The organism is Stenotrophomonas sp. STEN013, from assembly GCF_056760355.1.
This window is the reverse complement of record NZ_JBRREO010000004.1, coordinates 172,657-196,883: the sequence shown is the minus strand read 5'-3', so window position 1 is coordinate 196,883 and position 24,227 is coordinate 172,657. Positions and strand designations below refer to the sequence as shown.

The 24,227-nt window shown below is 61.5% G+C and carries 20 protein-coding genes, 1 tRNA gene and 1 pseudogene; 13 read left to right on the top strand and 9 right to left on the bottom strand.

From position 1 onward, the window contains the following. Positions 1-89 precede the first annotated feature (89 nt). From ACVOMH_RS10650 to ACVOMH_RS10640, 3 genes are all read right to left on the bottom strand, one after another. Positions 90-971 (bottom strand): LysR family transcriptional regulator, encoded by an 882-nt coding sequence (locus ACVOMH_RS10650; protein WP_057505676.1) that lies wholly within the window; start codon positions 969-971, stop codon positions 90-92. A gap of 86 nt (positions 972-1,057) precedes the next feature. Continuing rightward, positions 1,058-3,424, bottom strand: a complete 2,367-nt coding sequence (locus ACVOMH_RS10645) for a sodium:solute symporter family transporter (protein WP_481551938.1) — start codon at positions 3,422-3,424, stop codon at positions 1,058-1,060. A gap of 150 nt (positions 3,425-3,574) precedes the next feature. Next, positions 3,575-4,432, bottom strand: a complete 858-nt coding sequence (locus ACVOMH_RS10640) for an HpcH/HpaI aldolase/citrate lyase family protein (protein WP_481551937.1) — start codon at positions 4,430-4,432, stop codon at positions 3,575-3,577. Between the two features lie 312 nt (positions 4,433-4,744). Here ACVOMH_RS10640 and ACVOMH_RS10635 point away from each other — a divergent pair. The 4 genes and pseudogenes from ACVOMH_RS10635 to ACVOMH_RS10620 all read left to right on the top strand — a co-directional run. Further along, a pseudogene (locus tag ACVOMH_RS10635) lies at positions 4,745-5,047 on the top strand (Arm DNA-binding domain-containing protein); the annotation flags it as partial. A gap of 39 nt (positions 5,048-5,086) precedes the next feature. Continuing rightward, positions 5,087-6,034 carry a tyrosine-type recombinase/integrase gene (locus tag ACVOMH_RS10630; RefSeq protein ID WP_481552031.1) on the top strand — a complete coding sequence of 316 codons (948 nt, stop codon included), beginning with the start codon at positions 5,087-5,089 and terminating at the stop codon, positions 6,032-6,034. A gap of 36 nt (positions 6,035-6,070) precedes the next feature. Then, the gene (locus ACVOMH_RS10625) at positions 6,071-6,658 is read left to right on the top strand and encodes a hypothetical protein (RefSeq protein ID WP_481551936.1); all 588 of its coding nucleotides are present in this window, start codon (positions 6,071-6,073) and stop codon (positions 6,656-6,658) included. A gap of 100 nt (positions 6,659-6,758) precedes the next feature. Beyond that, positions 6,759-6,992: a helix-turn-helix transcriptional regulator gene (locus tag ACVOMH_RS10620; protein WP_481551935.1), complete on the top strand. Its 234-nt coding sequence runs from the start codon at positions 6,759-6,761 to the stop codon at positions 6,990-6,992. Between the two features lie 640 nt (positions 6,993-7,632). Here the strand turns inward: ACVOMH_RS10620 and ACVOMH_RS10615 are convergent. Next, positions 7,633-12,492: an AAA domain-containing protein gene (locus ACVOMH_RS10615; protein ID WP_481551934.1), complete on the bottom strand. Its 4,860-nt coding sequence runs from the start codon at positions 12,490-12,492 to the stop codon at positions 7,633-7,635. Positions 12,493-12,791: 299 nt separating this feature from the next. After that, positions 12,792-13,001 carry a helix-turn-helix domain-containing protein gene (locus tag ACVOMH_RS10610; RefSeq protein WP_481552030.1) on the bottom strand — a complete coding sequence of 70 codons (210 nt, stop codon included), beginning with the start codon at positions 12,999-13,001 and terminating at the stop codon, positions 12,792-12,794. Between the two features lie 119 nt (positions 13,002-13,120). On the opposite strand from ACVOMH_RS10610, the gene ACVOMH_RS10605 reads away from it, so the two are divergent. Next, complete coding sequence (locus ACVOMH_RS10605) at positions 13,121-13,660, top strand: SHOCT domain-containing protein (protein ID WP_481551933.1); 540 nt, start codon at positions 13,121-13,123, stop codon at positions 13,658-13,660. Positions 13,661-13,809: 149 nt separating this feature from the next. Here the strand turns inward: ACVOMH_RS10605 and ACVOMH_RS10600 are convergent. Continuing rightward, positions 13,810-13,929 (bottom strand) — tRNA-OTHER (locus ACVOMH_RS10600). 252 nt (positions 13,930-14,181) lie between these two features. Continuing rightward, positions 14,182-14,652 (bottom strand): helix-turn-helix domain-containing protein, encoded by a 471-nt coding sequence (locus ACVOMH_RS10595; protein WP_481551932.1) that lies wholly within the window; start codon positions 14,650-14,652, stop codon positions 14,182-14,184. A gap of 476 nt (positions 14,653-15,128) precedes the next feature. Between ACVOMH_RS10595 and xth the strand changes: the two genes are divergently transcribed. After that, entirely contained in the window at positions 15,129-15,896 is a 768-nt protein-coding gene (gene xth / locus ACVOMH_RS10590; protein ID WP_481551931.1) for an exodeoxyribonuclease III, read from the top strand. Between the two features lie 101 nt (positions 15,897-15,997). On the opposite strand, the gene ACVOMH_RS10585 is transcribed toward xth, so the two are convergent. Beyond that, positions 15,998-16,252, bottom strand: a complete 255-nt coding sequence (locus ACVOMH_RS10585; RefSeq protein ID WP_054661002.1) for a GlsB/YeaQ/YmgE family stress response membrane protein — start codon at positions 16,250-16,252, stop codon at positions 15,998-16,000. Between the two features lie 102 nt (positions 16,253-16,354). On the opposite strand from ACVOMH_RS10585, the gene ACVOMH_RS10580 reads away from it, so the two are divergent. The 6 genes from ACVOMH_RS10580 (at position 16,355) to ACVOMH_RS10555 (ending at position 20,907) form a co-directional block, all read left to right on the top strand. Beyond that, the gene (locus ACVOMH_RS10580) at positions 16,355-16,948 is read left to right on the top strand and encodes a 4'-phosphopantetheinyl transferase family protein (RefSeq protein ID WP_481551930.1); all 594 of its coding nucleotides are present in this window, start codon (positions 16,355-16,357) and stop codon (positions 16,946-16,948) included. Positions 16,949-17,093: 145 nt separating this feature from the next. Beyond that, on the top strand, positions 17,094-17,732 hold the full coding sequence (rsmG, locus tag ACVOMH_RS10575) for a 16S rRNA (guanine(527)-N(7))-methyltransferase RsmG (protein ID WP_057505672.1): 639 nt from the start codon (positions 17,094-17,096) through the stop codon (positions 17,730-17,732). Positions 17,733-17,897: 165 nt separating this feature from the next. Beyond that, on the top strand, positions 17,898-18,695 hold the full coding sequence (locus tag ACVOMH_RS10570; protein ID WP_057505671.1) for a ParA family protein: 798 nt from the start codon (positions 17,898-17,900) through the stop codon (positions 18,693-18,695). Continuing rightward, positions 18,695-19,609: a ParB/RepB/Spo0J family partition protein gene (locus ACVOMH_RS10565; protein ID WP_057505670.1), complete on the top strand. Its 915-nt coding sequence runs from the start codon at positions 18,695-18,697 to the stop codon at positions 19,607-19,609. Before ACVOMH_RS10570 ends, ACVOMH_RS10565 begins: the two co-directional genes overlap by 1 nt. A gap of 33 nt (positions 19,610-19,642) precedes the next feature. Next, on the top strand, positions 19,643-19,945 hold the full coding sequence (locus tag ACVOMH_RS10560; RefSeq protein WP_054657710.1) for a helix-hairpin-helix domain-containing protein: 303 nt from the start codon (positions 19,643-19,645) through the stop codon (positions 19,943-19,945). Beyond that, on the top strand, positions 19,942-20,907 hold the full coding sequence (locus tag ACVOMH_RS10555; protein ID WP_481551929.1) for an SDR family NAD(P)-dependent oxidoreductase: 966 nt from the start codon (positions 19,942-19,944) through the stop codon (positions 20,905-20,907). The genes ACVOMH_RS10560 and ACVOMH_RS10555 overlap by 4 nt, the downstream gene beginning before the upstream one ends. A 186-nt stretch (positions 20,908-21,093) precedes the next feature. On the opposite strand, the gene ACVOMH_RS10550 is transcribed toward ACVOMH_RS10555, so the two are convergent. Then, entirely contained in the window at positions 21,094-23,043 is a 1,950-nt protein-coding gene (locus ACVOMH_RS10550) for an LTA synthase family protein (RefSeq protein WP_481551928.1), read from the bottom strand. 460 nt (positions 23,044-23,503) lie between these two features. Between ACVOMH_RS10550 and ACVOMH_RS10545 the strand changes: the two genes are divergently transcribed. Further along, on the top strand, positions 23,504-24,226 hold the full coding sequence (locus ACVOMH_RS10545; protein WP_481551927.1) for a glycosyltransferase family 2 protein: 723 nt from the start codon (positions 23,504-23,506) through the stop codon (positions 24,224-24,226). Position 24,227 lies beyond the last annotated feature (1 nt).

Here is a 24,227-nt window from a genome sequence, read left to right as displayed (position 1 = left end):
CCCCAGGGTGATAGAACCGAGGCTATCTATGTTCATTCCCTAGGGTTTGTTGCTTATCGCCCCCTGCGCACAGGCGCAGGACCGCTGTTTCAGCGCTGACGCTCGTTCAACGCGGCGCGGGCTTCTTCCAGCAACACGTTGACCAGCCGGATCCGCACCGAAGACCGCGACCAGGCCACGCCGATCCGGCGCGGTTCGCTGGGCAGCGGCAAAGGGATGCGCACGACATTGAGCCCTTCGGGCCACGGTCTGGCCCAGTCCGGAACCAGCGATACGCCAAGGCCCCGGTCCACCATCACCGCGATGGCGTTCAAGGCGTTGAGCTCGAAACGCTCGCGCGGCACGATCCCTGCCTGGCGCAGATACTCGTCGGCCTGCCGGCCGCCCCATTCATGGCGGTCGTAGCGTATCAGCGGCTGCTCGCAGAGCAATTCGTGTGGGTCGCGCCCGGCAAAACGGGCCGGCGCCAGTACCACCAGTGGTTCCTCACGCAGCAGCTGCCAGTTGCAGGTCTTGGGCAGCGGAAAGGGTGCCTGCATCACCATCGCCGCATCCACGTCGCCGCCTTCCACCGCGCGGTACAGGTCCGCCGAATAACCGGGTTTGATGAAGACGTTGATCTGGGGGAATGTGGCCACCATCCGCGACAGGATGTCCGGCAGCAGTCCGGCCAGTGCGGTGGGGCACGCGCCCAAACGCAATTCGCCTGCCAGATCGTTCTCGTTCGCCACGCTGCGCAGGTCGGCGACGTTGCGCAGCAGGTCGCGCGCGCGCTGCAAGATGCGCGCGCCTTCCTCGGTCACGCTCACCGTACGTCCGGCGCGGGCGATCAGCGGCACGCCCAGTTCGCGTTCCAAGGTGCGAATCTGCTGGGCCACGGCGGCCGGCGTGATGTGCAGCAAACGTGCGGCGGCGGCCATCGAGCCACGATCGACCACGGTGACGAATGTATTGAGGAACTGGGTTTCCACGATCTACCTCTCAGCTGCAAAGCACGCTACATCAGCCGACCAGCCGGTGCGATGGACCAAGGTCATGGTTCAACGCCCAGGGGTCGTTATGCCGTGTCCTGTTTGTAGATGGTCAGACCCTTCAGCGAGGCTGCCGGCGGTGGGAAGAAGAGGCTGGCCAGATAGCCGATAACGATGCACAGCAGGATGGAGATGGCCAGATAGAAGTACGGATGGACCAGACTCATCGACCAGAAAATCAGGGTGATGAGAATGCTGCCGGCTACGCCGATCGCCACGCCCTGCCAGTTGGCACGGCGGGTGAACATGCCCAGCGTGTAGGCACCAGCGAAACCGCCGCCGAGCAGGCCCGCCAGTTCGATGGAAACATCGAACAGCGAATGGATGTCATACCTGCTCATCACCAGTGCGATACCGATGGCGATCAAACCCACCAGCACCCCGATCCACTCGGCAAACCGGACGCTCTGCTTGGGAGTCGGATTCTTTTTAAGCCTCTCGTAGAAGTCGACAGAGGCCAGTGTGGAGACGCTGTTGATGATGCTCGACAGCGTGGACATCGCGGCGGCGAAGATACCGGCGATGATCAGTCCGGTCACCCCCATCGGCAGTTCGGCCGCGATGAACAGCGGAAACGTGGCATCAATCGGCAGGAGGGGATTGAGTCGTTCCGGATTGTTCTTGTAATACACCCACAAAGCGGTGCCAATGCCGTAGAAAACAAAGCCACCGGGAATCATCATCGCCGCGAACGTCCAGATGGAACGTCCGGCTTCCTTGTCGGACTTGGTCGACAGCACGCGCTGCATCAACACCTGGTCTTTGGGGAACGTCAGCACCACGTCGAACACGACCAGGAAGATGAAGCCCCAGACCGTGGCTTTGGTCAGATCGAAGCTGAAATCGAACAGCTGGGTCTTGTTTTCGGCCATGGCCGTGGACAGGAACTCCGGCATGCCGCCGTTGATCTGCTGGATGATGAAGCCGATGGCGAAGATGGCGCCGCCGAACATCACGAACACCTGCACGAAGTCGGTCCAGATCACCGCTTTCATGCCACCCATCGTGGTGTAGATGATGGTGAACACCCCCATCAGCAGGATGCTCCAGACCACATCAATACCGGTGATGGTGGAGATCGCCAGCGCCGGCAGAAACAGGATCACACTCATCCGGCTGCCGATCTGCATGACGATGCACAGCCCGCTGGCCAGCATGCGGATGGTCGGATGGAAGCGGGTTTCCAGATAGGAAAAGACGCTCATCAGATCAAGGCGGCGCAACAGTGGCACGATCCAGATCGCCACGAACATCAGGCCCAGAACGGCGATCAGGTTGTTGGTCATGTACTGCCAGTTCGTCTCGAAAGCCTTGGCAGGAATGGCGATGAAGCTGATGGAGCTTGTGTTGGTGGCATACAGGCTGATGCCGGCGGCCCAGAAAGGAATGCTGCGACCGCCGACGAAAAAGTCGGAGGTGCTGCCATGTTTTTCCTGGAAATAGAACCAGGCGCCGATGCCGAGCATCGCTGCCAGATAGACGATGATCACTGCCCAGTCGAGCCAGCGCAGCAGGTGTTTGCTGCTTTCTATCTGTGCGTACTGGAATTGACTGCCGCCAGCGCCGGTGCTGGCCCACAGCAGGCCATTGCCCCAGCTGGTGATCGCCTGCGGTGCGGCAATGGTGGGTGCATCTTCGAGCGTGTTCCAGGCACTGGTGATCGAGTGGAAGGTCCGGGCCTGGATCTTCCCGCCTGGAGTTTTCACCAGCATCAGCAGATGGGCCTGGCCCAGGGCGCGCATCGATCCGTCGATGAGCTTGCCTTGCAGCGGTGGCATCGACTGCCAGCCGTCTTCAGTGGACCAGCGCCATAACTGGTCGTTTTCCTGTGAACCACCCACCACGGCATACAACCTGCCTTTCTGGGCCTGCAGCGCGCTGGGTGTGCCGGTTTGCGGCCAGACGGTCTGCGGCTGCCAGGCGCTGGTGGCAGAGGCTGCAAGGCTGCGGCTGTACAGACGGGTAGCGCCCGTATCGTCATTGCCGCTCAGGTACAGCGTATCGCCCAGCACGGTGGCATGGGTCGAGGTCAATGCCAGCGGCAGTGGCACCGCACTGCCCTTCTTCAGATCGTTCTTTTGCAGCTGGAGTGGCTGCAGGCGATCGCTGGTGCCTGCGGCGCTGCCTTCCAGCAGATAGGCCCGTCCGCCTGCGGCTATGGCCCCGTGTACCGTTGCATCGATCTTGCCCGTCAGCAGTTCCCAGGCCTTGTTGTCGGCGCGCAGTGCCCATGCCTGACCTTTGCCGAGCGCCACGGTACGGCCATCGATGCTGAGCAGTTCCTCCGGGGCGACATTCCCCGGCAACGGCGGCAGGGTGCCGGCGCTTACCGTAGTCAGGCTCTCGGCTGCCACGGTACTGCTGACCATGAACAGCATGGTGATGGCGATCATGCGCAGCGGGTGTGCGCAGTATCGGAGCAGGGTGGGGACGAAAGCGCAGGCCGCGGATTTGGACATGGAAGGACCGGGTAAAAGGTGGGCGGGTCCGGACAGGGCCGCCGCACGATAGGCAGAAGGAATTCGAACGTCGACGGAAGCGATCTAGATTGAGACGGGGCGCGCTGCGGCGAGCAATGCTTCGGCGCGACGCAGAAAAGGCAGGTCGATCATCCGGCCTTCGAACAGGAATGCGCCGCGGCCGCTGTCACTGGCCTTGGCCGCCGCGGCCACAATCCGCTCTGCCTCTTCGATCAGCGCCTGGGGAACGCGGAAGATATCGTTCGCCAATGCCACCTGGCTGGGATGGATGCAGCTTTTGCCGATAAAGCCCAGCCTCTGCGCCATCTTTGCTTCGATACGGAAACCCTCACTGTCGGCCACATCTGGCCAGGCGCCATCGCAGGCGAACACACCCGCTTCGGCGGCGGCCATCTTCAATACGGAGAGGGTGAAGTGCACGTTGGCTGGATCACGCGCAATGCCGTTGGGCGCGAACATGTCACCCAGACCGAGCTGCAGGCCGGCCACGCGCGAATGCGCCGTGGCCAGCTCAGCAGCCAGGCGCAGGCCACGCGGGGTTTCAATATTGAGCAGCAGGCCGATCGGCCGGGTGACGCCGTTGGCGATCTCGGCCTGGTCCAGCGCGGCAGCGATGTGGTGAACCTGCGCGACCGATTCAATCTTGGGTACGTTCAGCAGCCACAGGCCGGGCACAGCCACTGCGGCAAGATCGGCGGCGAAGTACGGGCTGTCACTGCCATTGGTGCGGACGATGAGACGCTTGCCGGGGGCGGTGATGTCGGTGCGGGCGAGGAAGCTGGCCACCTCTTCACGGGCGGCCTGCTTTCCCGCCTCGGGTACCGAATCTTCCAGATCAAAGGACAAGGCGTCGGCCGGGCCGGCCATCGCCTTGTCGAACAGTTCCGGACGTGCGCCGGGTACAAACAGCTTGCTACGCATGGCTTCCCCTCATCTCCACGGGCAGTCTGCGCGAATCGGAACGCTGAAAAAGTGTATTCCCCAATATTCACTAGATAGGCTTTGTTGCCATTTGCAGGGGAACTGGTCTCCCTTTGCGAGGGCGCCGGATTAGAATCACCGCCATGAAAATCGCTTCGTGGAATTTCAACTTCCGTTTCCGGGGGTTGCATGTCTACCGAGCAGGTGAAGCAAATGCTTGTTTCTTTAGAGAAATGCTTTCTCCGTTGCCTCTAGTTGTTTCGTACAATTGCATCTAAATAGGGTAGCTAGCTGGGTAGCTTTGGCTTTTCGGTGAGGCAGCTACCCACTAGATGCAAGAGGTTTGCAACTGTGGCAAGAACTACCAACCTACTTACTGATCTTCAAATCCGACGCTGGATCGCTAAGGGCGAGCCTATCGCCAAATCGGATGGCGACGGGCTCACGTTTACGCTTTCCACTGCAGCGACTGCTTCGTGGATCCTGCGTTACAGGGTCAATGGCCGGCGACGAGAGCTCACCCTTGGCAACTATCCCGATCTTGGTGTTTCCTTGGCTCGAGAGAGGGCTCGTCTTCACCGTGTCGCAGTCGATGATGGGCGTGACCCAGCTGCTGAGAAGCAAGAGCGAAAGACAAGGGCAAGGAAGGCATGGTTGGTCCGCGACTTGGTTGCCGACTATCGAGAAAAGCGCCTAAAGACGCCCGAACTCTCAAGTAGCACGATCAAATACCGAAACTATGACTACGACGGCGTCGTACTCCCTCGACTTGGATCGCGTGAGATCGGCCGTATCTCCCCCATGGACGTTGTGACGGTCCTTACCGACATGAAGCGGACCTGGACGATTACTCGGCGAGTCTTGACATCTATGTCCAAGCTATTCGATCACGCTGTCGCACTCAGGCTCATGGCGTCGAACCCTTGCGTCGGCATTAATGTGACTGCCTTGAAGGGCAATAGGCCGCCCATCCGTAAGCGAATTATGTTGACGGAAGAGGAACTCCGCGCGCTACTTCCAGGAATCGATTGCATTGGATCTGAAAATGCGCTCGCGTTCCGCGTGCTGTTGGCAACTTGCGTCCGCAGCAGCGAACTGGCTAAGTCCAAGAAAGCGGACGTCGATTTTGAGAGGGGTCGGTGGTGGATTCCGGGAGAAAATGTGAAAACGCGAGCGGGGTTCTTTGTTCCGTTAACGCCAACGGTCGCTGACTGGTTTCGGCAGCTTTTCGAACTTTCTGGTGGCTCCGACTACGTGCTACCCGCACGCCATGAAAGGCGCAGGCGCAATCAGGGTGGCGATACCCATGTGGGCATTACAACGCTATGGGCAGCCATCCGGCGCGCGTTTGAACGTAGGGACATCGATGTTCGCAAATTCACCCCTCACGACACTCGATCCACAGCTAAGGGTCATATGCGCGAGATGGGGATCTCTCGTGAAATTTCCGAGCTGGCACTCAATCATGTTTTGCAAGGTATGGAGGCTATCTACGACGTTCGCGAAGACATTTGGGAGCGTCGCAAAGCCATGGAGCAGTGGGCAGAGTTCCTCGTCGCGTGCGAGCGTGGTCAGCCCGTAAGCAAAGCGGCGAATTCGTAGCTCAAAGTATTTGGAACTAGCTTTGGAGTAAAAAACATGAGTAAAAACTCCAATGTCGAGCGAATTTCGCTTGTCCATTATCTTGCCAATCGAGGGTTGTCCAGCCAATCCCCTGAAGTGTGTACATTGCTTGCTCAGATACATCGAGGTGAACAAGAGGCCCTGCTTCGCCTGGCAATAACCAGTGCGCCGTATCATCGACTTCAAGAACATCTTCGTGAAGTTTTGACGACCTATACCTTCAAGGACGTGCCCGCAATGTCTGATGGGAAGACGGCTGGCGAGATAGCTAAGGCTGCTCGTGGAATGCAGGCAGACTGGAAATACTTGGACGTGATCGAGCTTGTTCTTTCTTACGAGGTAAGCAATGAGCCGGATTCTTCAAAGAGAATCACAGCACAGGCCGCTCATGTGGCGAAGATTGTGCATTCTTTGAAAAAGAACAATTACGACCCTTTGTCACTCCCTCCCAAAGAAAAGGGTAGGAGTGTTGCTAGGAAAGTGGTTCAACAGGCTCTTGTTGCTTCCGGCAAGAGCGGGGGCTTGTCGCTGGGGCAGTTCAAAAACGCCTGGGATCAAGCGATCAACGTAGGGGATTTGAAATACGCCCCTGACGGCTCTTAGCCTAGTTCAGCGTCCTAAGGCCTAGGATTGAGGACTATAGATTCCAAGGCCGCTCTCTCGGTGCAATGACCATCACGGTTACGACGCGAGGAGCAGCTCAATGGAAAAGTTCAGTAATAAGGACCTGCCACAGGAGGGCCATGTCCGCTGGCCCACTATCAGCCGCATGACAGGGTTGGCGCGCTCCACGGTCTGGCGCATGGAGCAGCGCAATGCTTTCCCGAAATCTATTCGTCTTACTCCTAGGTTGACGATCTGGAAATCGGATCAGATCAGGGCTTGGCTCGATGATCCGGTTTCTTGGGCGAGGAGTGCAGCGGAGTCAAAAGCATAGTGGCCTGCGCGGTGACTCGTGCCCCAATGCGAACTAGTGAGATCGAGATCGCGAAACTCAGGGCAGGGTGGGCAGCCTTCTTGGACAGGCATGAGTGGCACTACGTAGTGACTCTCACGTTTGACCGCAGTAATGGTGCCCCGTCTTTTGCGGTCAAGCCTCAGTGGGTAGACAGGGCATTTCGAGGTCTCATCTGCAGCATCAATGAGAAAACCTATGGAAGGCGTTGGCTGAAGACTAGCCACAAGGGGGTGGTATGGGTCAGAGCGTTCGAGGCTCATCTCGATGGGGTGCTGCACGCTCATGTGTTGATTCGAACGCCGAATTATCAGCCGACCGAAGAGCTGAGTCGGTTCATTAGGAGCTGGTGGAGGGCGCGCTACGGCTTCTCAGAGGCGGAGATCCCTCGGGCACAAGAAGATGTGATCCGCTACTTGGTCAAGCATGCGGGCGACTCACTGCGTGGGGAGTTGGACCTCTCCCACAACTTTGGCCGTATCTGACCCCATCAGGGGCACAAAATTCAAGATACGAGCTAGGCTGAGCATCGGCCGCCTAGCGAGCGTCTTGATACTCATAGGAGAAAAGTCAAAGAAGTCTGGCTTGTCTTTACCCTGTAGTGTTGTAAGCACAACGTGGACTAGCACGAAGCTTCAGCTCCCTCGATTGGAAAGGCTTCGTAAGTCCTACTCTGGCTATGCAGGCTGCGAACCACACTCTGTCCGCCAACAGGTTCGATGCCTCGGCGCTGTAGCGTGGCAATCAAGTCTGCGAGCAGTGCCTCACGATGAAGAACGAAGTTCGACGCGAAGCAGCGCCAGAAGTGCCAACCCGCGCGCTCCAACACGCGCTGACGCCGCATATCGTGTTCCCATTGGTCTGGCCCGTGATATCTGTCGCCGTCACACTCAACAGCCAAGCGCGCGTCCCATTCACCCTCCACGACAAGATCGATGCGGTAGCTACCGACCTTCACCTGCGGCTGCACGCGATAACCGCGCTCAACCAATGCATCAAACACTTCCCGCTCGAAGGGCGACTCACACAACTGGCGCAGGTCGCTCACTTCCTCTTCGTTCTGGGTGTATGGGGTCTGGAAGTGCTGTATCAGACTGCTTCGCAGCTTATCGGTCTTGCTGAGTTCATCCTGGGTGATGCTACGCACCAGATACATCCGGTCGCGGGCGCGTGAGGCTGCGACGTTATAGCGTTGGCGGAACATATCTTGCGACGAGGCTTGAGCACGGCCGGAATCAACCATGGACAGGAACACGATGTCGCGCTCCTTGCCCTGGAAGGTACGGGCATCGCCGAAAGCCATCTGATGGCGCTGGACCGCGTCCTCCCCGAGTTCCTTTACGACGAGGCCCCAAACCAGCTGGGCTTGTTCACTGCCCAGCAGCGACACAACGCCGATGGTGCGGCGGCTCATGCTCTGATCGCCTACGATCTTTCGTATCTCTTCCAGAATGAAGAGCGCTTCACCCTGATTGGTCTTGCCGTTGCCGCGTTGCCCGTCGATGACATGCACGTCGATCAACGGTGGATCCATGCGCTCAGAGGCAAGCGGCATGCGCAACGGCCGCAACTCGTGGTTGTAGAACTCGCGTTTGGAGTATTCGATGATTGGGCCAACGCAGCGGAAGTGCTCGCGCAACATGATCTGGCCTTGCGCGAATACCACTTTGAACAAGTCGTAGATAGATTTATCCGGCGACATCTGCGGCCGATACAGGCCCACCTGCTTGCCTAGGAACTGTCCCATCAGACTCCGGATTTTCTCTTCCTCCAGTCCAACGCCTTCCGGCGAAACCTGCTGATCATCGCCGACGATCAAAACCTTCTTTGCGCGCAGTAGCGCTGGCATTGCGCTCAAATCGGACTGCGAGGCCTCATCGATGATGACCAGGTCAAACTCTCCCAGTGCAACGGGCAAGGATTCACTGATCCGATAGTGCGGCATGATCCAGCAAGGAATGGCGGGACTAGCCTGTGCGGCTGCATCGCGGGCATCCTTTCGGTAGCGCGGCGCGCGAACGCCGGTTCCACGGCCGATGCGTGAGATCGCAACGCGGTAGGCTTCCAGCGCAGACCGAACCATCGGTGTCGCCTTCTCAGCCATTTTCAGCCAAGTGCGTGTTGTTACCGCCTTCTGATAAAGGCGGGATAGGTCTTTCTCAAGCTCATTACGCTGCTGTGACAACACTGCGAGCTCGGCCCTGCCATCCATGGATTCGACCAAGGTGAGTAGGCGGCGATAGCGCCAGAGTTCTTTCCAATTGTCGGGAAGCTGAGGGTCTTGTGCTGCTGTTGCCAGCTCGGTTCGCAGCTGCTGCGCCCACTTCGGCGCACCTGATGCTGCAATCTTTGCGGTCGCATCTTGCACGCATTGCAACTGTGGCCGTTTGCCATGCTGACGACGCAGTTCCGTCATCAGTGTGGTCCACTCGGCCATCAACTCGGTCTCTAGCACCGCACTGTCGCCCAGCCGATTATTCAAGAAGGCACTGATCGCATCAACAATCTCTCCCTTGGCGTCGCTCAGCGCTTCAGTAAAGCGATTCTTTACCTTCCAAGTGTCGGCCAGCCTGTTGCGGGTTAGATTCTTGTCAAGAATCTCCAGTGCTTGCTGCATATGCTCGCGGTCGTATGGTCTCTTACCCGCCTCCTGCCACGTTGGTAATAGCGCCTGGAGCAGATCTGCGACCGCCTTTTCTTCCCGCAGCAGGTGTTGCAGCTTATCCAACGCCAACAGGTAATCGCTGCCTTGCACGATCAGTGCCTGCGGAGTGGTGAAACCGGGTAGACCCAGCTCCAGAGCCAAGGCATCCCAGCGCACAACCATCGCACTGCAGCTCTGCAGGAAGCGCAGGTACTGCAGTACGTGTGCCCAATCACCCTCTCCTTCAGGCACCTTTCCAACCAGCTGTATCTGTTCGATCAGCTTCTTCTCAGCGGACTTGCCGAACAGGCCAGCCAAACCAAACGGCTTTTTGCCCTGCGCGAGGTTGTCAATGGCCTCGATCACTTCTGGGTTGTTCGCCAGACCCTCAGGCGCGGTCACCGGACGCGCGACAAACTGCGTGCGGTAGGCGAGCAAATCACGAATCTCGATGCGGATCGCGGAGAGAAGCTTGAGCAGCGCATCCTGTGGATCGGCTTGACGCATCCGCCGTTCCAACAGCTTCAGCCAGTCATGGCCTACGTCATCCACCCATTCGCGGCTCTCACGTAGCCCGAAAACGCGGGTATGCAGGAGGATCGCCTCGTCCAGCGTGGTCTGCTCTGCATCTCGCAATGGGGGCAACGCGGCGCTACTCACCTGCGCATTCAATTCCACCAGGCGTCCCAGGTCCAAGTGCACCTGCTGCAGCTTTGTTGGCTCCGGGAACGCATCCAGCGCAGGCAGGCGCTGCTCCAGCAACGGCAGGTCTTCAGCCAAGGCCATGCGCGCATTGCGAAGCGCAATGATGTCAGCATCTCCAAACTGAGGGCGATGTTCGGCTGCGATGGTCAGGGGGTCGGAGATCCATGTGGCCTCAGCCGGATGCAGGGCAACCTCCTTCGCGATCTCCAGTGGTTGCAGTACATCGCCGTCCAGCGAAATGGGCTCTAGATTTTTCTTTGCCCACTGTCCGATCTGGTACTCGGTCTTGGCGATCTGCCCATGAAGGCGGTCAATATCCAATTCGTACTGATCGATCTGCGTGCGCATCTCCTGCTTGTTGATGCGGCTGACTTCAGCAGCAATATGCCGGATGGCGTGTTCAAACTGCTTCATTCCGTCGGCTTCACTGCTGAGCAGGCTGATTGCCAGCGGACGAATCTCAGTCGGCAGCTTTTCCTGTAACACTGCCAATGCGGGATCCTTCATCGATGTGACCAGCACACGCTTGCCCAAAGCCAGGTAGTGCGAAATGACATTGGCGATGGTGTGGGTCTTACCGGTACCCGGAGGGCCCTGCACGACGACGCCGTCCTGATGGTCCAGCATGTGCACGATCTGCACCTGCTCATCGTTGTAGGGCATCGGGAAGAACAGATCCTTGGCCTTGGCCGAGGTGCCAGCCTGACGGTCGATATTTGACAGCCCACGGTAGTTGGCCGGTGCTGGCTCACGTATCTGCTGCGATGGATCGGCCAGCAGTGCCAATGTGGCCGGAGAGAGCGTTTCCAGATCCACCCCCGTTTCCACCAAGGCCTCAAAACGCTCCAGGTCCTGCACGAACAAGTTGGAGGTGCGTGGTCGCACAAACAGTACCCAGGTGTCGGTTACCAACAGGTGCTCCCCGGCTTTCGGTAGCTGCCGATCTTCGGGCGTAGTGTGCGATGGCCAATACGCTCCTTTGCTGTCCAGCAGTGACGAGGCGGCTTTCAGGACCGGTTCGAAGGTGCTGGGTACGAATGGGTTGACCTGTCCGTCGCCGGCTTTGAAGTGTTCCTTGCCCAGGCGAGCAACCTCGGCCACTCCCGGGTTGTCCAACGCGGTATACACGTCCAGCTCCAGGCGTGCATCCAGCGAGCGGGGGCGCACTTCTATGGCGTGGCTGTGCTCGTCAATCGACAGCTCCATCAGCTGTGAGATCAGCGGATAACCCAGTTTTCCGTCCGGCAGGTCCCATACTGCAAGGCCAACACCCAGCACCAGCTCCAGCGGTGAATCTACAAGGTTGCCCTGCAACATCTGGTAGCTGGCAAACAGGTCTGCATACTTTGAAATGGTCTTGCGGACTTCCTTCTCCCGCTCGGCCCAAGGCTGCCAAACGTGCGTGATATAGGTCTTCAGTTCGCTATGCAGCTGCTCTTTGATCGGCAGCGTGGCAATTGCCAATGTCTGCTCAGGATTTTCGCCTTCCGACAGGGCAGGTGCTTCAATCCCGAGGGTGATTAGCCGCGTGCGGGGGACATGCAAAGCTAGTCCCGGTTCTTTGGTCGGGGTGTTGGATTGGGTGATAAGTGCAGCCAATAGCGGCGTTTGCGGGCTCGGCGGCTTGCTTTCGTGCAGGCGCTCCACTCGCAGCCAAGTGTCGTCGTCTGCAGTGTTGGTATCAAAGTGAATCCCGGGCAGTCCGCGCAACTCGTGCTCGTAGGCTTTAAAATTGCTGTGCTGCTCGACCTGACGACTTGGCTTTCCCTTCAGGTAGGCGGTCTGTCGTACGTACTCCAGCAGGCCCTTCAAGCGCTCGATGATGTGGGACTCTGTCATACGTTTCGATGCCTTGGCTTGAGGAACTGATGCAGCGGGTAGTTCAGGGGGAGTGATTTCTGCAGATTTTTCCTTGACGGACATCTCTAGCAGCGTTTTTTTTTGCAGGGATGCCATGTTGGCTTCTACAAAGCTGTTGATCTTGTGCTTTAGCTCCAAGGCCGCAGGCCGATCACGATGCTCCAATTCGTAGGCCAATTCTTTTAAGGCAGACAGATCCTTTTGAGAAGATGCGCTATCAAAAAGCTGTGCAAGTTCGTGCGTACTGGCATTGAAATGGGGCCTTGTGCTCATGGACGCGCGTACCACCTTGGAGATTCGAAGTTAATCAAGCTAGCTCTTAGATCTTTGAACTGCGCTTGGTAGCGAGGCTACCAATGATGTCGATTTTAGCGCGAATAGGTAGCCGGCCTCTGCCTGGCGGAGCTTTGCTAGAGGCATTCCATCTAATCGTAAGAGGGTTCTTTTCGCTGTGATTCTTGAGAATCCTTTCGCGATGGGAATCGTTCCAGTTCAGCCATCGCCGTAGTACTCGGGTGGCATCCTGCGGTTTGGATGTTCGAGATAGGCGAGGCTACGCGGCAATTCTTGCTTCAGACTGGGCGGTCTGAGTGCTTCAGTAAAGCTGAAGCGTCCACGCCGAGCGCGGTAGCAATCCTGTCGATGTTGTAGATCGTGACGTTTTTTTCGCCGCGTTCCAGCATGCCGACATATGTGCGGTGGACGCCTGCGGCCTCTGCGAGCTGTTCTTGGGACATGCCGCGCTGTCTCCTTAGTCGTCGCACATTGCCTGCGAAAACCATCACCAATTGCGTTTCGTGGGTAGCCCTAGCCATCGGGTGATGGTGGGCAATTGAATACTACGATTCGACATACTACGATTAGCGTGCGCTGCAGGTGGCAGTGAGCTATGGATAGTCAGATGAGCGATGCAGAGGAAATTAGGCGACTTGCGGAATTAAGAGATCAAGGGCTGATTACTACTACTGAATTCAGCAAGAAAAAGCGTCAAATTCTGAAGGGCAGGAGACCTTGGTGGTTGACTATCCTGCTTGGGATCATCGCTACATTCTGTCTAGTCATTCTGTTGTCAATCTTGATGGCGATCTTGTTGCCAATTGTCCGAAACTCAAAGGCAGCTAACGACGGGCTAGGGGCCGATACAGTTGCAACCATGCACAGTCATGAGGGCGACCAGGTAGTCCTATCCGACATTCAAGGCGTGTGTCCGGATGGTCAGGCGAGCGCCAGTGGCGATATTTCGCAACGGTTAGGAGCGAAAATTAACGGTTGTTGGATGGTTCGTGGCGATTCGATAGTGATCGACTGGGATTCGGACGGAACTACTAGCTATTCGACTTATGACTTCAAGGTAGTTCCAAGTTACCCCGCGCTGGGTGGGCCGGGGAGCACGATCCGCGTAGATGGCGTAGCTAGCTTGATCGGTCGTAGTGCAGACTAAGCTCGGCGGGATTGTTGAAGTCGGAAGCATCACGTTCAAGTCTTTCGATAGAGCGAACGAGGCTGAAGTTTATCTATTGGTTTTTGGTTGGAAATAAGGTGGATGGCAATGCCGGCAGCCAGTATGGGCTGCCGGCACTGTCGCTATTGGGGCGGTGCCCGGATTTGAACCGGGACCTGTCGCGCTTTAGGATGAAGTTGCCGATCCAGTCCTAGGCAGCCTTCGCGGTTGCCGTTGCGTGACTGCTCTATCCAGTTGAGCTACACCGCATGTTTTACTTGACCACTGTGAGCCGCAGTTTCTTCCGTTTCGCCCGCTCGGTTGCTTCGTTGATTCACTACTTTTTCTCTTGCAACCGTTCCAGCACTTGGGAAGCTGCAACCCCGTCGATATTGGGGACGGTGCCCGGATTTGAACCGGGACCTGTCACGCTTTAGGATGAACTTGCCGATCCAGTCCTAGGCAGCTTTCGCGGTTGCCGTTGCGTGATTGCTCTATCCAGTTGAGCTACACCGCACGTTTTATTTGACTACTGTGAGCTGCGGCTTCTTCCGCTTCGCCCGCTCGGTCGCTTCGTTCATGCGCTTCTTCTTCTCTTCGATCCGCTCCAGCGCATACGGGGTTGCCGCCCTTATCAGCCCTGAGAGCGAGTACTGGTTTGTTGTAGTGCCGCCTTTTTTTGAGTGACGCGCGATGCGGGTCACAAATCCGGCTCCCTCAAGTTTTGCGATTCGACGCTGGACTGTTCGGGGGTCAACTCCGATAGCTGCCGCGATTGTTGCTTTTGACGGGTGGGGTTCATTCCCGGCCTTCCACCAGTAGCCGGCGAGGTGGAGGACAATGTTGATATCCAGGGGGTCGAGGCCCAGTGCATGCTGGCGCTCGAAAATGACCGTGGGGATTGCAGTCCAGCCCGCATCAGTGAGGGGTTTAGTCCACTTCTTTTCCACCTCTGTGCTTTCGCTTTTGGGCTTGGTCTTCGTGTCGGTCATGTCATGCCGCCGCTAAGTCGATGTGTGAATAGTGGTCAGGCTGGCGCTTCCAAACAAGGCTTTTTGAGGCTATGCCTGAGGGCGCTAGGGCCTCCCCCCCTCTTGATCTATTGGATATCGCTTGACCTAGGGTCTGCTCCAAGTTTGAAGTTTCCACTTAGGGAGGCGCTGGTGCCCCTACCCCCTAGGGCAGCACCGCCTCCTCCTGGGGGCATTGATGCCCCAGGGGGCGCCTCTTTTCCTACAGAATTCCGGCGCAGCGCGTCCCTGGTACTGCTTGGAAGCGAGGCAGTGTCTGCGTGAAGGCCGTGGCATGATCAGTGCTTGACCCTGCTGACAGAGGGGCGCTTTCCACAAGGGCGCTTTGGCGGCGCTGTCTCAACGGACGTCTATAGGGTAGTCAGGTGGGTAGCTTTGATTAATTTTCTTCCATTTTTTTATGTAAGTTACTGAAAACCTAAGTCAAATTAGAAAATATGAAAATCGCTTCGTGGAACGTCAATTCGCTCAACGTCCGCCTGCCGCATCTGGAGCAGTGGCTGGCCGGCTTCGCCCCCGACGTGGTCGGCATCCAGGAGACCAAGCTGGAGGACCACAAATTCCCGGACACACGCCTGCTCGAACTGGGCTACCGCAACGTGTTCGCCGGGCAGAAGACCTACAACGGTGTCGCCCTGCTGGCGCGGCAACCGATCGAGGACGTGCAGATCGGCATTCCCGGCTTCGAGGACGAGCAGAAGCGGGTGATCGCCGGCACGGTCGATGGCGTGCGCATCATCAACCTGTATGTGGTCAACGGCCAGGATATCGGCACCGACAAGTACGCCTACAAGCTGCGCTGGCTGGAGGCGGTGCACGACTGGATTGCCGCCGAGCTGCAGAGGTATCCGCAGCTGGTGGTGCTGGGCGATTTCAACATCGCCCCGGACGCGCGCGACGTGCACGACCCGGCCGTGTGGAACGAGGAGCACATTCTCACCTCGGCGGCGGAGCGTGGCGCACTGGAGAAATTGCTGGCCCTGGGGCTGTACGACGCGTTCCGGCTGCACAACGACGCCGCCGGTGTGTTCAGCTGGTGGGACTACCGTGCGGCCGGCTTCCGCCGCGATCTGGGCCTGCGCATCGACCTGACCCTGGTGTCCGAGGCGCTCAAGTCGCGTGCGGTGGCCGCGGGCATCGACCGCGAGCCACGCACCTGGGAGCGCCCCAGCGACCATGCCCCGGCGTGGGTGCAACTGGGCTGACGGCTGCAGCCCTGGCCGGAGTGGGGCGGTTCGCGCCGGCAATCAGACACGGCCCGGCTGTTGCCAGTCGAGCCGTGCCGATCCGTGATTGCGCACCGGGCTCAGCGCACGCTTTTGCGGGTGAACAGGTTGACGATGGCCAGCAGAATTACCGCCCCCACCAGTGACAACAGGAACGAGCGCAGCGTGATGGCCGCATTGATGCTGCCGCCGCTGAAGAAGAAGCCGGCAATCATCGCGCCGATAATGCCCACGACAATGTTCAGAAGGATGCCCTGCTGTGCATCGCGGCGCATGATGAGACTGGCCAGCCAGCCCACGACGCCACCGACGATCAACCAGATGATGAGGCCCATGCCTGATTCTCCCTGCCTAAAAGCACCTGTGCCGGTGCGGGGCCTACAGTCAACGCGCGGCGCCGTGAAAACCTTGTCGACCCCTGCCCGGTTCCATTCAGCATGAACCGGGGGCCATGGCCGTCCTGGCGGTTCGAACCGGTGCAGGTGTGGATGCTGCCGCATACCCCCGGCACCCGCGGCGAGCCGCAGGCACGTGAGGTGCTGGCGGCCGAACTGGGTATGACGCCGCAGGCGCTGCCGCTGACCCGCGATGAGCGCGGCCGGCCTTGGCTGATCGGCACGCTGGACCATTACGGCACCGGCTGGAGCCACAGCGGCGGGCATCTGCTGGTGGCGCTGGGCAAGGGCGCGCGGCTGGGCGTGGATCTGGAGCAGCAGCGCCCGCGCCGGCAGATGCGCGAGGTGATCGGCCGCTTCTTCCATCCCGATGAGATCGCATGGCTGCTGGGACTGGATGACGCCGACTGCGAGCACTGGTTCTTCCGCGTGTGGTGCGCCAAGGAGGCGCTGCTCAAGGCGCACGGGCATGGCATCTCCTTCGGCCTGCACAAGTTGCAGTTCGCGCCGACGGCCGCCGGCGCGCTGGTGCTGGCCTGGTGCGATCCGGGGCTGGGCCAGGCCCGCCACTGGCGCCTGCACGAGTGGCAGGCCACGGCGGACTTTCGCGCGGCGCTGGCGTGGTATCCGCTGTGAGGCCGGGCGTCGTGGGCGCGGGCGCCGGTCGTACGGCGCGGACAGGGTGCCGGCAGGTCGTGGAACCTCCTGGTTCGGGGCCTTATTTTACTGTCAGCCAGGCGGGAGGCGGCGGAAGCGGCATCGGGCCTGCGATAATTCGCCCATGAATGACATCTCCCTTCCGCCGGAAGTCGCCACCGATCTGGCGCGCGGCCTGCAGGCCATGGGTCTGGACACCGCACTGGCCACACCGCTGCTGGCCTACCTGGCCCTGCTGGTGCGCTGGAACCGCACCTACAATCTCACTGCCATCCGCGACCCACGCGAAATGGTGACCCGCCACCTGCTCGATTCGCTGGCGATGGCCTCGCATGTCGATTCCGGCAGTCTGGCCGATCTGGGAACCGGCCCGGGCTTGCCGGGCATCCCGCTGGCCATCACCCACCCGCAGCTGCAGGTCACGCTGGTGGAGAGCAACGGCAAGAAGGCCCGCTTCCTGCGCGAGGCGGTGCGCAAGCTGGGACTGGGCAACGCGCGGGTGGCCGAATCCCGGGCCGAGGCGCTGGAGGAGCCGGGCGCCTACGACAACCTTACCGCCCGCGCCATGGATACCCTGGCCGGCATCATCGCCGTCGGTGGCCACCTGCTGCGACCGGGAGGGCAGCTGCTGGCGATGAAAGGCGTCTACCCGCACGAGGAAATCGCGCAGTTGCCGGCCGATTGGCAGGTGTTGGAAGTGCGTCCGCTGCAGGTACCCGGGCTGGTGGGCGACCGCCATCTGGTAGTGGTCCAGCGCCGCTGAGACCGTCATCACGCTTCCGCCGCAGCGTTCCGAGGGCGCGGTCAGCGGTGCCGACGGGCCCCGTTTGCCGGTGGTTGCCGGCGCGCGGGTGCGCGCGCCGATTTCCGCCTGCGCGCCGCTAGCCGCATAATGCCCAGTCCCAACCCGCCTACGAGGCTCTCCTGCATGGCTCGCATCATCGCCATCGCCAACCAGAAAGGCGGCGTCGGCAAGACCACCACGGCCGTCAATCTGGCTGCTTCCCTTGCCGCCGCACCCAAGCGCGTGCTGCTGGTCGACCTGGATTCGCAGGGCAATGCGACCATGGGCAGTGGCGTGGACAAGCGTGAGGTCGCCGCGTCCACCTGCGATCTGCTGCTGGGCGAGATCAGTGCTGCCGACGTGCGGGTGAAGACCCCGGAAGGCTTCGACCTGCTGCCGGGCAACATCGACCTGACCGCGGCCGAAATCCAGATGATGAACCAGAGCGAGCGCGAGCAGCGGCTCAAGCGCGCCCTGGCACCGATCCGCGAGGAATACGACTACATCCTGATCGACTGCCCGCCGGCGCTGTCCCTGCTCACGCTCAACGCGCTGGCCGCCGCCGATTCGGTGATCGTGCCGATGCAGTGCGAGTACTACGCGCTGGAAGGCCTGAGCGCGCTGGTGGAAACCATCGAGGCGCTGAAGATCAACCTGAACCCGGCGCTGGAGATCGAAGGCGTGCTGCGCACCATGTTCGATGTGCGCAACAACCTGGCCAACGCGGTGTCCGCGCAGCTGGTCGAATACTTCGGCGACCGCGTGTTCCGCACCATCGTGCCGCGCAACGTGCGCCTGGCCGAGGCCCCCAGCCATGGCCAGAGCATCGTCGGCTATGACCGCGGTTCGCGTGGCGGGGTGGCCTATCTGGGCCTGGCCGGCGAGATCATCCGCCGCAACACCGAACGCAAACCGGCCGTCCACGCCGCGGAGGCTGTCTGATGAGTACGGCGAAGAAGCGCGGTCTGGGCCGCGGGCTGGATGCGTTGCTGGGCCCGCGCGGCGCGGTGACACCGGTCTCTGTTGCCGCCGTGGCCGAGCCGCAGCCGGGGGAAGTGCTGCGCAAGCTGCCCATCGATGCCCTGCAGCCGGGCAAGTACCAGCCGCGTCGCGACATGGACGAAGGCAAGCTGGCCGAGCTGGCCGAGTCGATCACCGCCCAGGGCGTGATCCAGCCGATCCTGGTGCGCCAGATCGAGGGCGGCAAATACGAAATCATCGCCGGTGAACGCCGCTGGCGCGCCTCGCGCCTGGCCGGGCTGGACGAAGTGCCGGCGGTGGTACGCGAGCTGGAAGACCGCACCGTCATCGCGATGGCGCTGATCGAGAACATCCAGCGTGAAGACCTCAATCCGCTGGAAGAAGCCGAAGCGCTGGCACGGCTGGTCAGCGAGTTCTCGCTGACCCACGCCGAAGCGGCGCAGGCGGTGGGCCGCTCGCGCGCTTCGGTGTCCAACCTGCTGCGCCTGATCGATCTGCCGGTTGGGGTGCGCGTGCTGCTGGAAACCCGCCGCCTGGAAATGGGCCATGCCCGCGCGCTGCTGACGCTGGCGCCGGAACTGGCAACCAAACTGGCCCAGGACGCGGCCGATGAGGGCTGGTCGGTGCGCGAAGTCGAGCACCGCGCGCAGCAGTTCGCCGCCGGCAAGGTGCCGGGCGCGCGCAAGGCCAAGCCGGGTCCGAGCGCGCCGCAGGCCGACATCGCCTCGCTGGAGACCGAGCTGTCCGAATCGCTGGGCACCAAGGTGGCGATCGCCCACGGCCGCGGTGGCCGGGGCAAACTGGTCATCCATTACACCGATCTGGACACGCTCGATGGCGTGCTGGAACGGCTGCGCGTCCGCCAGCCGGGCTGACGTCATCCACTTTTCCGAGGTGCACCTACCGCAATGAACCCCACCAAGGTCGACCGCAATCATTTGCTGCGTCTGACCGACCTCCCGAATGTGGGGCCGGCCTGTGAAAAGGATCTCCGTCTGATCGGAATCCGGGTTCCCGCGCATCTGCGCGGGCGTGATCCTTACGACATGTACGCGCAGCTGTGCCTGAAAACCGGCGTGGAGCACGACCCCTGCGTGATCGACGTGTTCCTGTCGGTGGTGCGCTTCATGGCGGGCGAGGCGCCGCAGCCGTGGTGGGCCTTCAGCAAGGAGCGCAAGGCGGCGTTGGCCCGGGAGCCGCTCAGGCTATGAGCATCCTGGTCACCGGCGCGGCCGGCTTCATCGGTGCCTACACCTGCCAGGCGCTGGCTGCCCGTGGCGAGCGGGTGGTCGGGCTGGACAACTACAACGACTACTACGATCCGCAGCTCAAGCGCGACCGCGTGGCCGCGCTGTGTCCGCAGGTGGATATCCGCACGCTGGACCTCACCGATCGCGATGGCCTGGCCGCGCTGTTCGACGAGGTCCAGCCGACCCGCGTGGTCCATCTAGCCGCGCAGGCCGGGGTGCGCTACTCGCTGGAGAATCCGCACGCCTACGTTGAAAGCAATCTGGTGGGCTTCGTCAATGTGCTGGAGCTGTGCCGCCATCGCGGCGTGCAGCACCTGCTGTATGCCTCCAGCAGCTCGGTCTATGGGGACTCGGCCACACCGCCGTTCTCCGAAGACCAGCGGGTGGACCGGCCGCGCTCGCTGTACGCGGCGACCAAGGCGGCCAATGAGCTGATGGCCTACACCTATGCCCAGCTGTACGGCCTGCCGGCCACCGGCCTACGCTTTTTCACGGTGTATGGCCCGTGGGGCCGGCCGGACATGGCACCGCTGCTGTTCTCCCGGGCGGTACTGGCCGGGCGCAGCATCGAGGTCTTCAACGAGGGGCGCATGCGGCGTGACTTCACCCATGTGTCGGACATCGTGGCCGGCATCCTTGGGGCGCTGGCGCAGCCCTCGGCCGAACCCACGCCGCACCAGGTATTCAACCTGGGCAACCACACGCCGGTGGAACTGGAACATTTCATCGAGGTGATCGCCACCGCCGCCGGGCGCCCGGCGCACAAGATCTACCGGCCGATGCAGCCCGGCGACATGGTCGAAACCATGGCCGATACCCGCCGCGCCCACGCCGCGTTCGGTTACGCGCCGCGCACCCCGATCGAAACCGGCTTGCCACCGGTGGTGCAGTGGTGCCGCGAGTATTTCGGCAGCGCCGCCTGAGCCGGCGTTGCCGCGCCGGTACGGGTACGAGGGCGCCGTTTCGATGACAGCAGGCGCGGTCGAGGCGCCCGGTAGGCATCTGGTTGAGCGCTGCCACCGGGCGGACCGCTAGCCGGGTCGTCCTCAATTCGAATCGAATAACCCCGCCACTTCCCGGCTATGTTTTTCAGGGCTCCGGCCGGCGGGCTATCGTTCCGCAGCGACCGGCCGGCGCCCAGGGGCGGGCGGGGTTGACCGGGGCTGCAGTTCCCGGGCCGGCACCGCATAACGCTGCTGGTTATAGGCCCAGCTGGGCCACAGCGCGTGGGCCAAGGTCAATCTGGCCAGCGCCGGATCCACCGCGGCAGGCGTCAGCGTCTCGCCCTCGCGCCGGTAGTGGAACTGCTCGGCCGGCTGCTGTGGCTGCAGGACCAGCAACTGCTCGCCCTGCAGATAGCCGTAGTTGTCGCCGTACTGCATGATCGCGCGGCCCGGCTGGCGCACGGTCAGGTCCACGCCCAGCATCGGATGGGTACTGCTGATGCCGATCAGTGACAGCAGTGTCGGCGGCAGGTCGATCTGGCTGACGAGCTGCTCGTCGCGCTGCACCGGCACCCCGGGGCCGAGGATCAGCGCCGGGATGTGGAAGTGCTTGACCGGCACCAGGCTGGCGCCGAACACGCGTGAATCGTGGTCGGCCACTACCAGGAACACGGTGTTCTCCCAGTACGGCGACTGCCTGGCACGGGCGAAGAACTGGCCCAGCGCCCAGTCCGCATAACGGGCGGTGTTCTCCACGCTGGCGGCCGGTGTGCTGGGCTGGATGCGCCCGGCCGGGTATTCCCACGGGCTGTGGTTGGAGACGCTGAAGGCCATCGTGAAGCGCGGCTGGCCGTCATCGTGCAGCAGGCGGTGATGCAGCTCGTTGAACATGTCCTCATCGGAGGCGCCCCACGAGCCGACGAAGCCGGGTTTGACCGCAAAGCGCGGGCGGTCGATGACCTCATCGAAACCGTTGCCGAGGAAGAATGCCTTCATGTTGTCGAAGTGCGCTTCGCCGCCGTAGAGGAAGCGCGAGCGGTAGTCGAACTGGCCGAGCAGGCCGGCCAGGCTGAAAAAGCCACTCTGGCTGCGCGGCAGCTTCAGCACCGCCTCGGCCGGGGTGGGCAGGAAACCGGTGCTCAGCGCCTCCAGTCCGCGCACCGAGCGGGTGCCGGTGGCGTAGGCCCGTGCCAGCAGCCAGCCCTGTTCGGCCAACGCGTCGAACTGCGGTGACAGCTTCTGCCCGCCCAGCGTGCCGATGTACTGCGCGCCCAGGCTTTCCTCGACGATGACCACCAGGTTCAGCGGTTTGGCCGGTGCGGCACTGGCCTGCTGCCGGTGCACGCTGGGGTGCAGCGGATCGAGCACTGGCCCGGTGATGCCGGCGGCCTCGCGCACCAGCTGGTGCATTTCCGGCTCGGGCATCGCGCCATAGACCTGCGCGGCCGAGCGTTCGCCGGTCATGCCGCGGATGGCGTGCAGCACGTTGTACAGCGAGTTCAGCGGCAGCGCGTTGATCATCGCATCGTCACTGAAGGCCACCTTCGAGGCATTGAGCGGGCGGTGGTCCAGGGTGCCGCGCGCGGCCAGGAACAGCACCACAAAGGCGCCGGCGGTGACCGCCGCGCGCAGCCAGGGTTTCAGCGACGCCGCATCGCGCGGCGCCCGCAGCCAGCGGAATCCGGCCCAGCCCAGCAGCGCCAGGCCAAGCGCGGCCAGCGCCAGCACGCCCTTGTAGCCCTGCCACAGCATCGCCGAGACCTCCTGCGGGCTGTTGAGGTATTCCACGTACAGCCGATTCGGGCGGGTGTCGTACTCCAGCAGGAACTGCGGCGTGGACACCTCCAGCAGCACGAACAGCAGCCACCACAGCCGGTACCACCAGCCGGTGATACGGGTCGGCCAGGTGCGGTGCCCCAGCCAGGGCGAGAGCAGCGCCGGAATGGCGCAGACCATGGCCAGCAGGCTCAGATCGATACGCCAGCCGCCGGCCAGGATCGGCCACAGTCCACCGGCCGGCTGCACCCGCGGCCACAGCCACAGCGCCAGTCCAAGCCGGCACAGGGTCAGGAAAACCAGGGTGAGCAGCAGGAAACGCCAGGTGAGCTTACGCAACGCCGAGATCCGTTGAAGGTGGTGCACAACACGCCTGAAGTCCCTTCATCGCACCGCCGGGGAAACCTCCCGGGCCGGCTGTCATGGGCGTCGCATAACCGGGAAATATTACCCTGAATACGCGCCTCGCCCCTGCCCTCCACCGCCGCCGTGGACGTGGCACCGGTGAGGCCGGGTGGCCGGGTGAGTTCACACATGTTTCCGACATCGTCGCCGCTATCTTCCCGAGGTTGTCACCTCCGGCGGCCACTCTCGGCAGTTGGCTGCGCTACAGCCGCCGTCCCCGTCGCGCCGTCGGCGTGGCAGTATCTGGCCGTCGGGTGTTCCGCTGCCCGGGCGCTGCGCCTGCTCTGGATCGCGCGCCTGATTTCACGCTGTGCTAAGTCGTGCCCGGGAGAATGCCGGTTCCGTTTCCTTAATACGCATGCCCCATGACCCTGCCTGCCTTACGGATCCTGTAATGAATCACCCCGCGCTTTCCGTGGTTGTTCCCGTTTTCAACGAGCGTGACAACGTCGCCTCGCTGGTCAGTGAAATCACCGCCGCGCTGCGCGGGCGGCTGGCGTTCGAGATCGTCTACGTCGATGACCATTCCAGCGATGACACGTTGCAGCTGCTGCGGGCGCTGAAGGCCGACAATCCCGAGCTGCGGGTGCTGCACCACGTCAGCCAGAGCGGGCAGAGCACCGCGGTGCGGACCGGGGTGAAGGCGGCGCGGGCGCCGTGGATCGCCACCCTCGACGGTGACGGCCAGAACGACCCGGCCGATATCCCCCGACTGCTGGCCGAGCGGGATACCGCCCCGGCCACGGTGAAACTGTTTGCCGGTTGGCGCGTCCACCGCCAGGACAGCGGCTCCAAGCGCTGGGCCAGTCGATGGGCCAATGCGATCCGTGCGCGCATGCTGCGTGATGACACCCCCGATACCGGTTGCGGCATCAAGCTGTTCGAGCGGGAGGCCTTCCTCGAACTGCCGTATTTCGATCACATGCACCGCTACCTGCCGGCGCTGATGCAGCGCGCCGGCTGGAAGACGGTCAGCGTGCCGGTCAACCATCGCCATCGCACCGCCGGGGTGTCCAAGTACAACAACCTGGGCCGCGCGCTGGTCGGCATCCGCGACCTGCGTGGCGTGGCCTGGCTGATCGCGCGCTCCCGGCGCACCGCAGTGGAAGAGGTCTGAG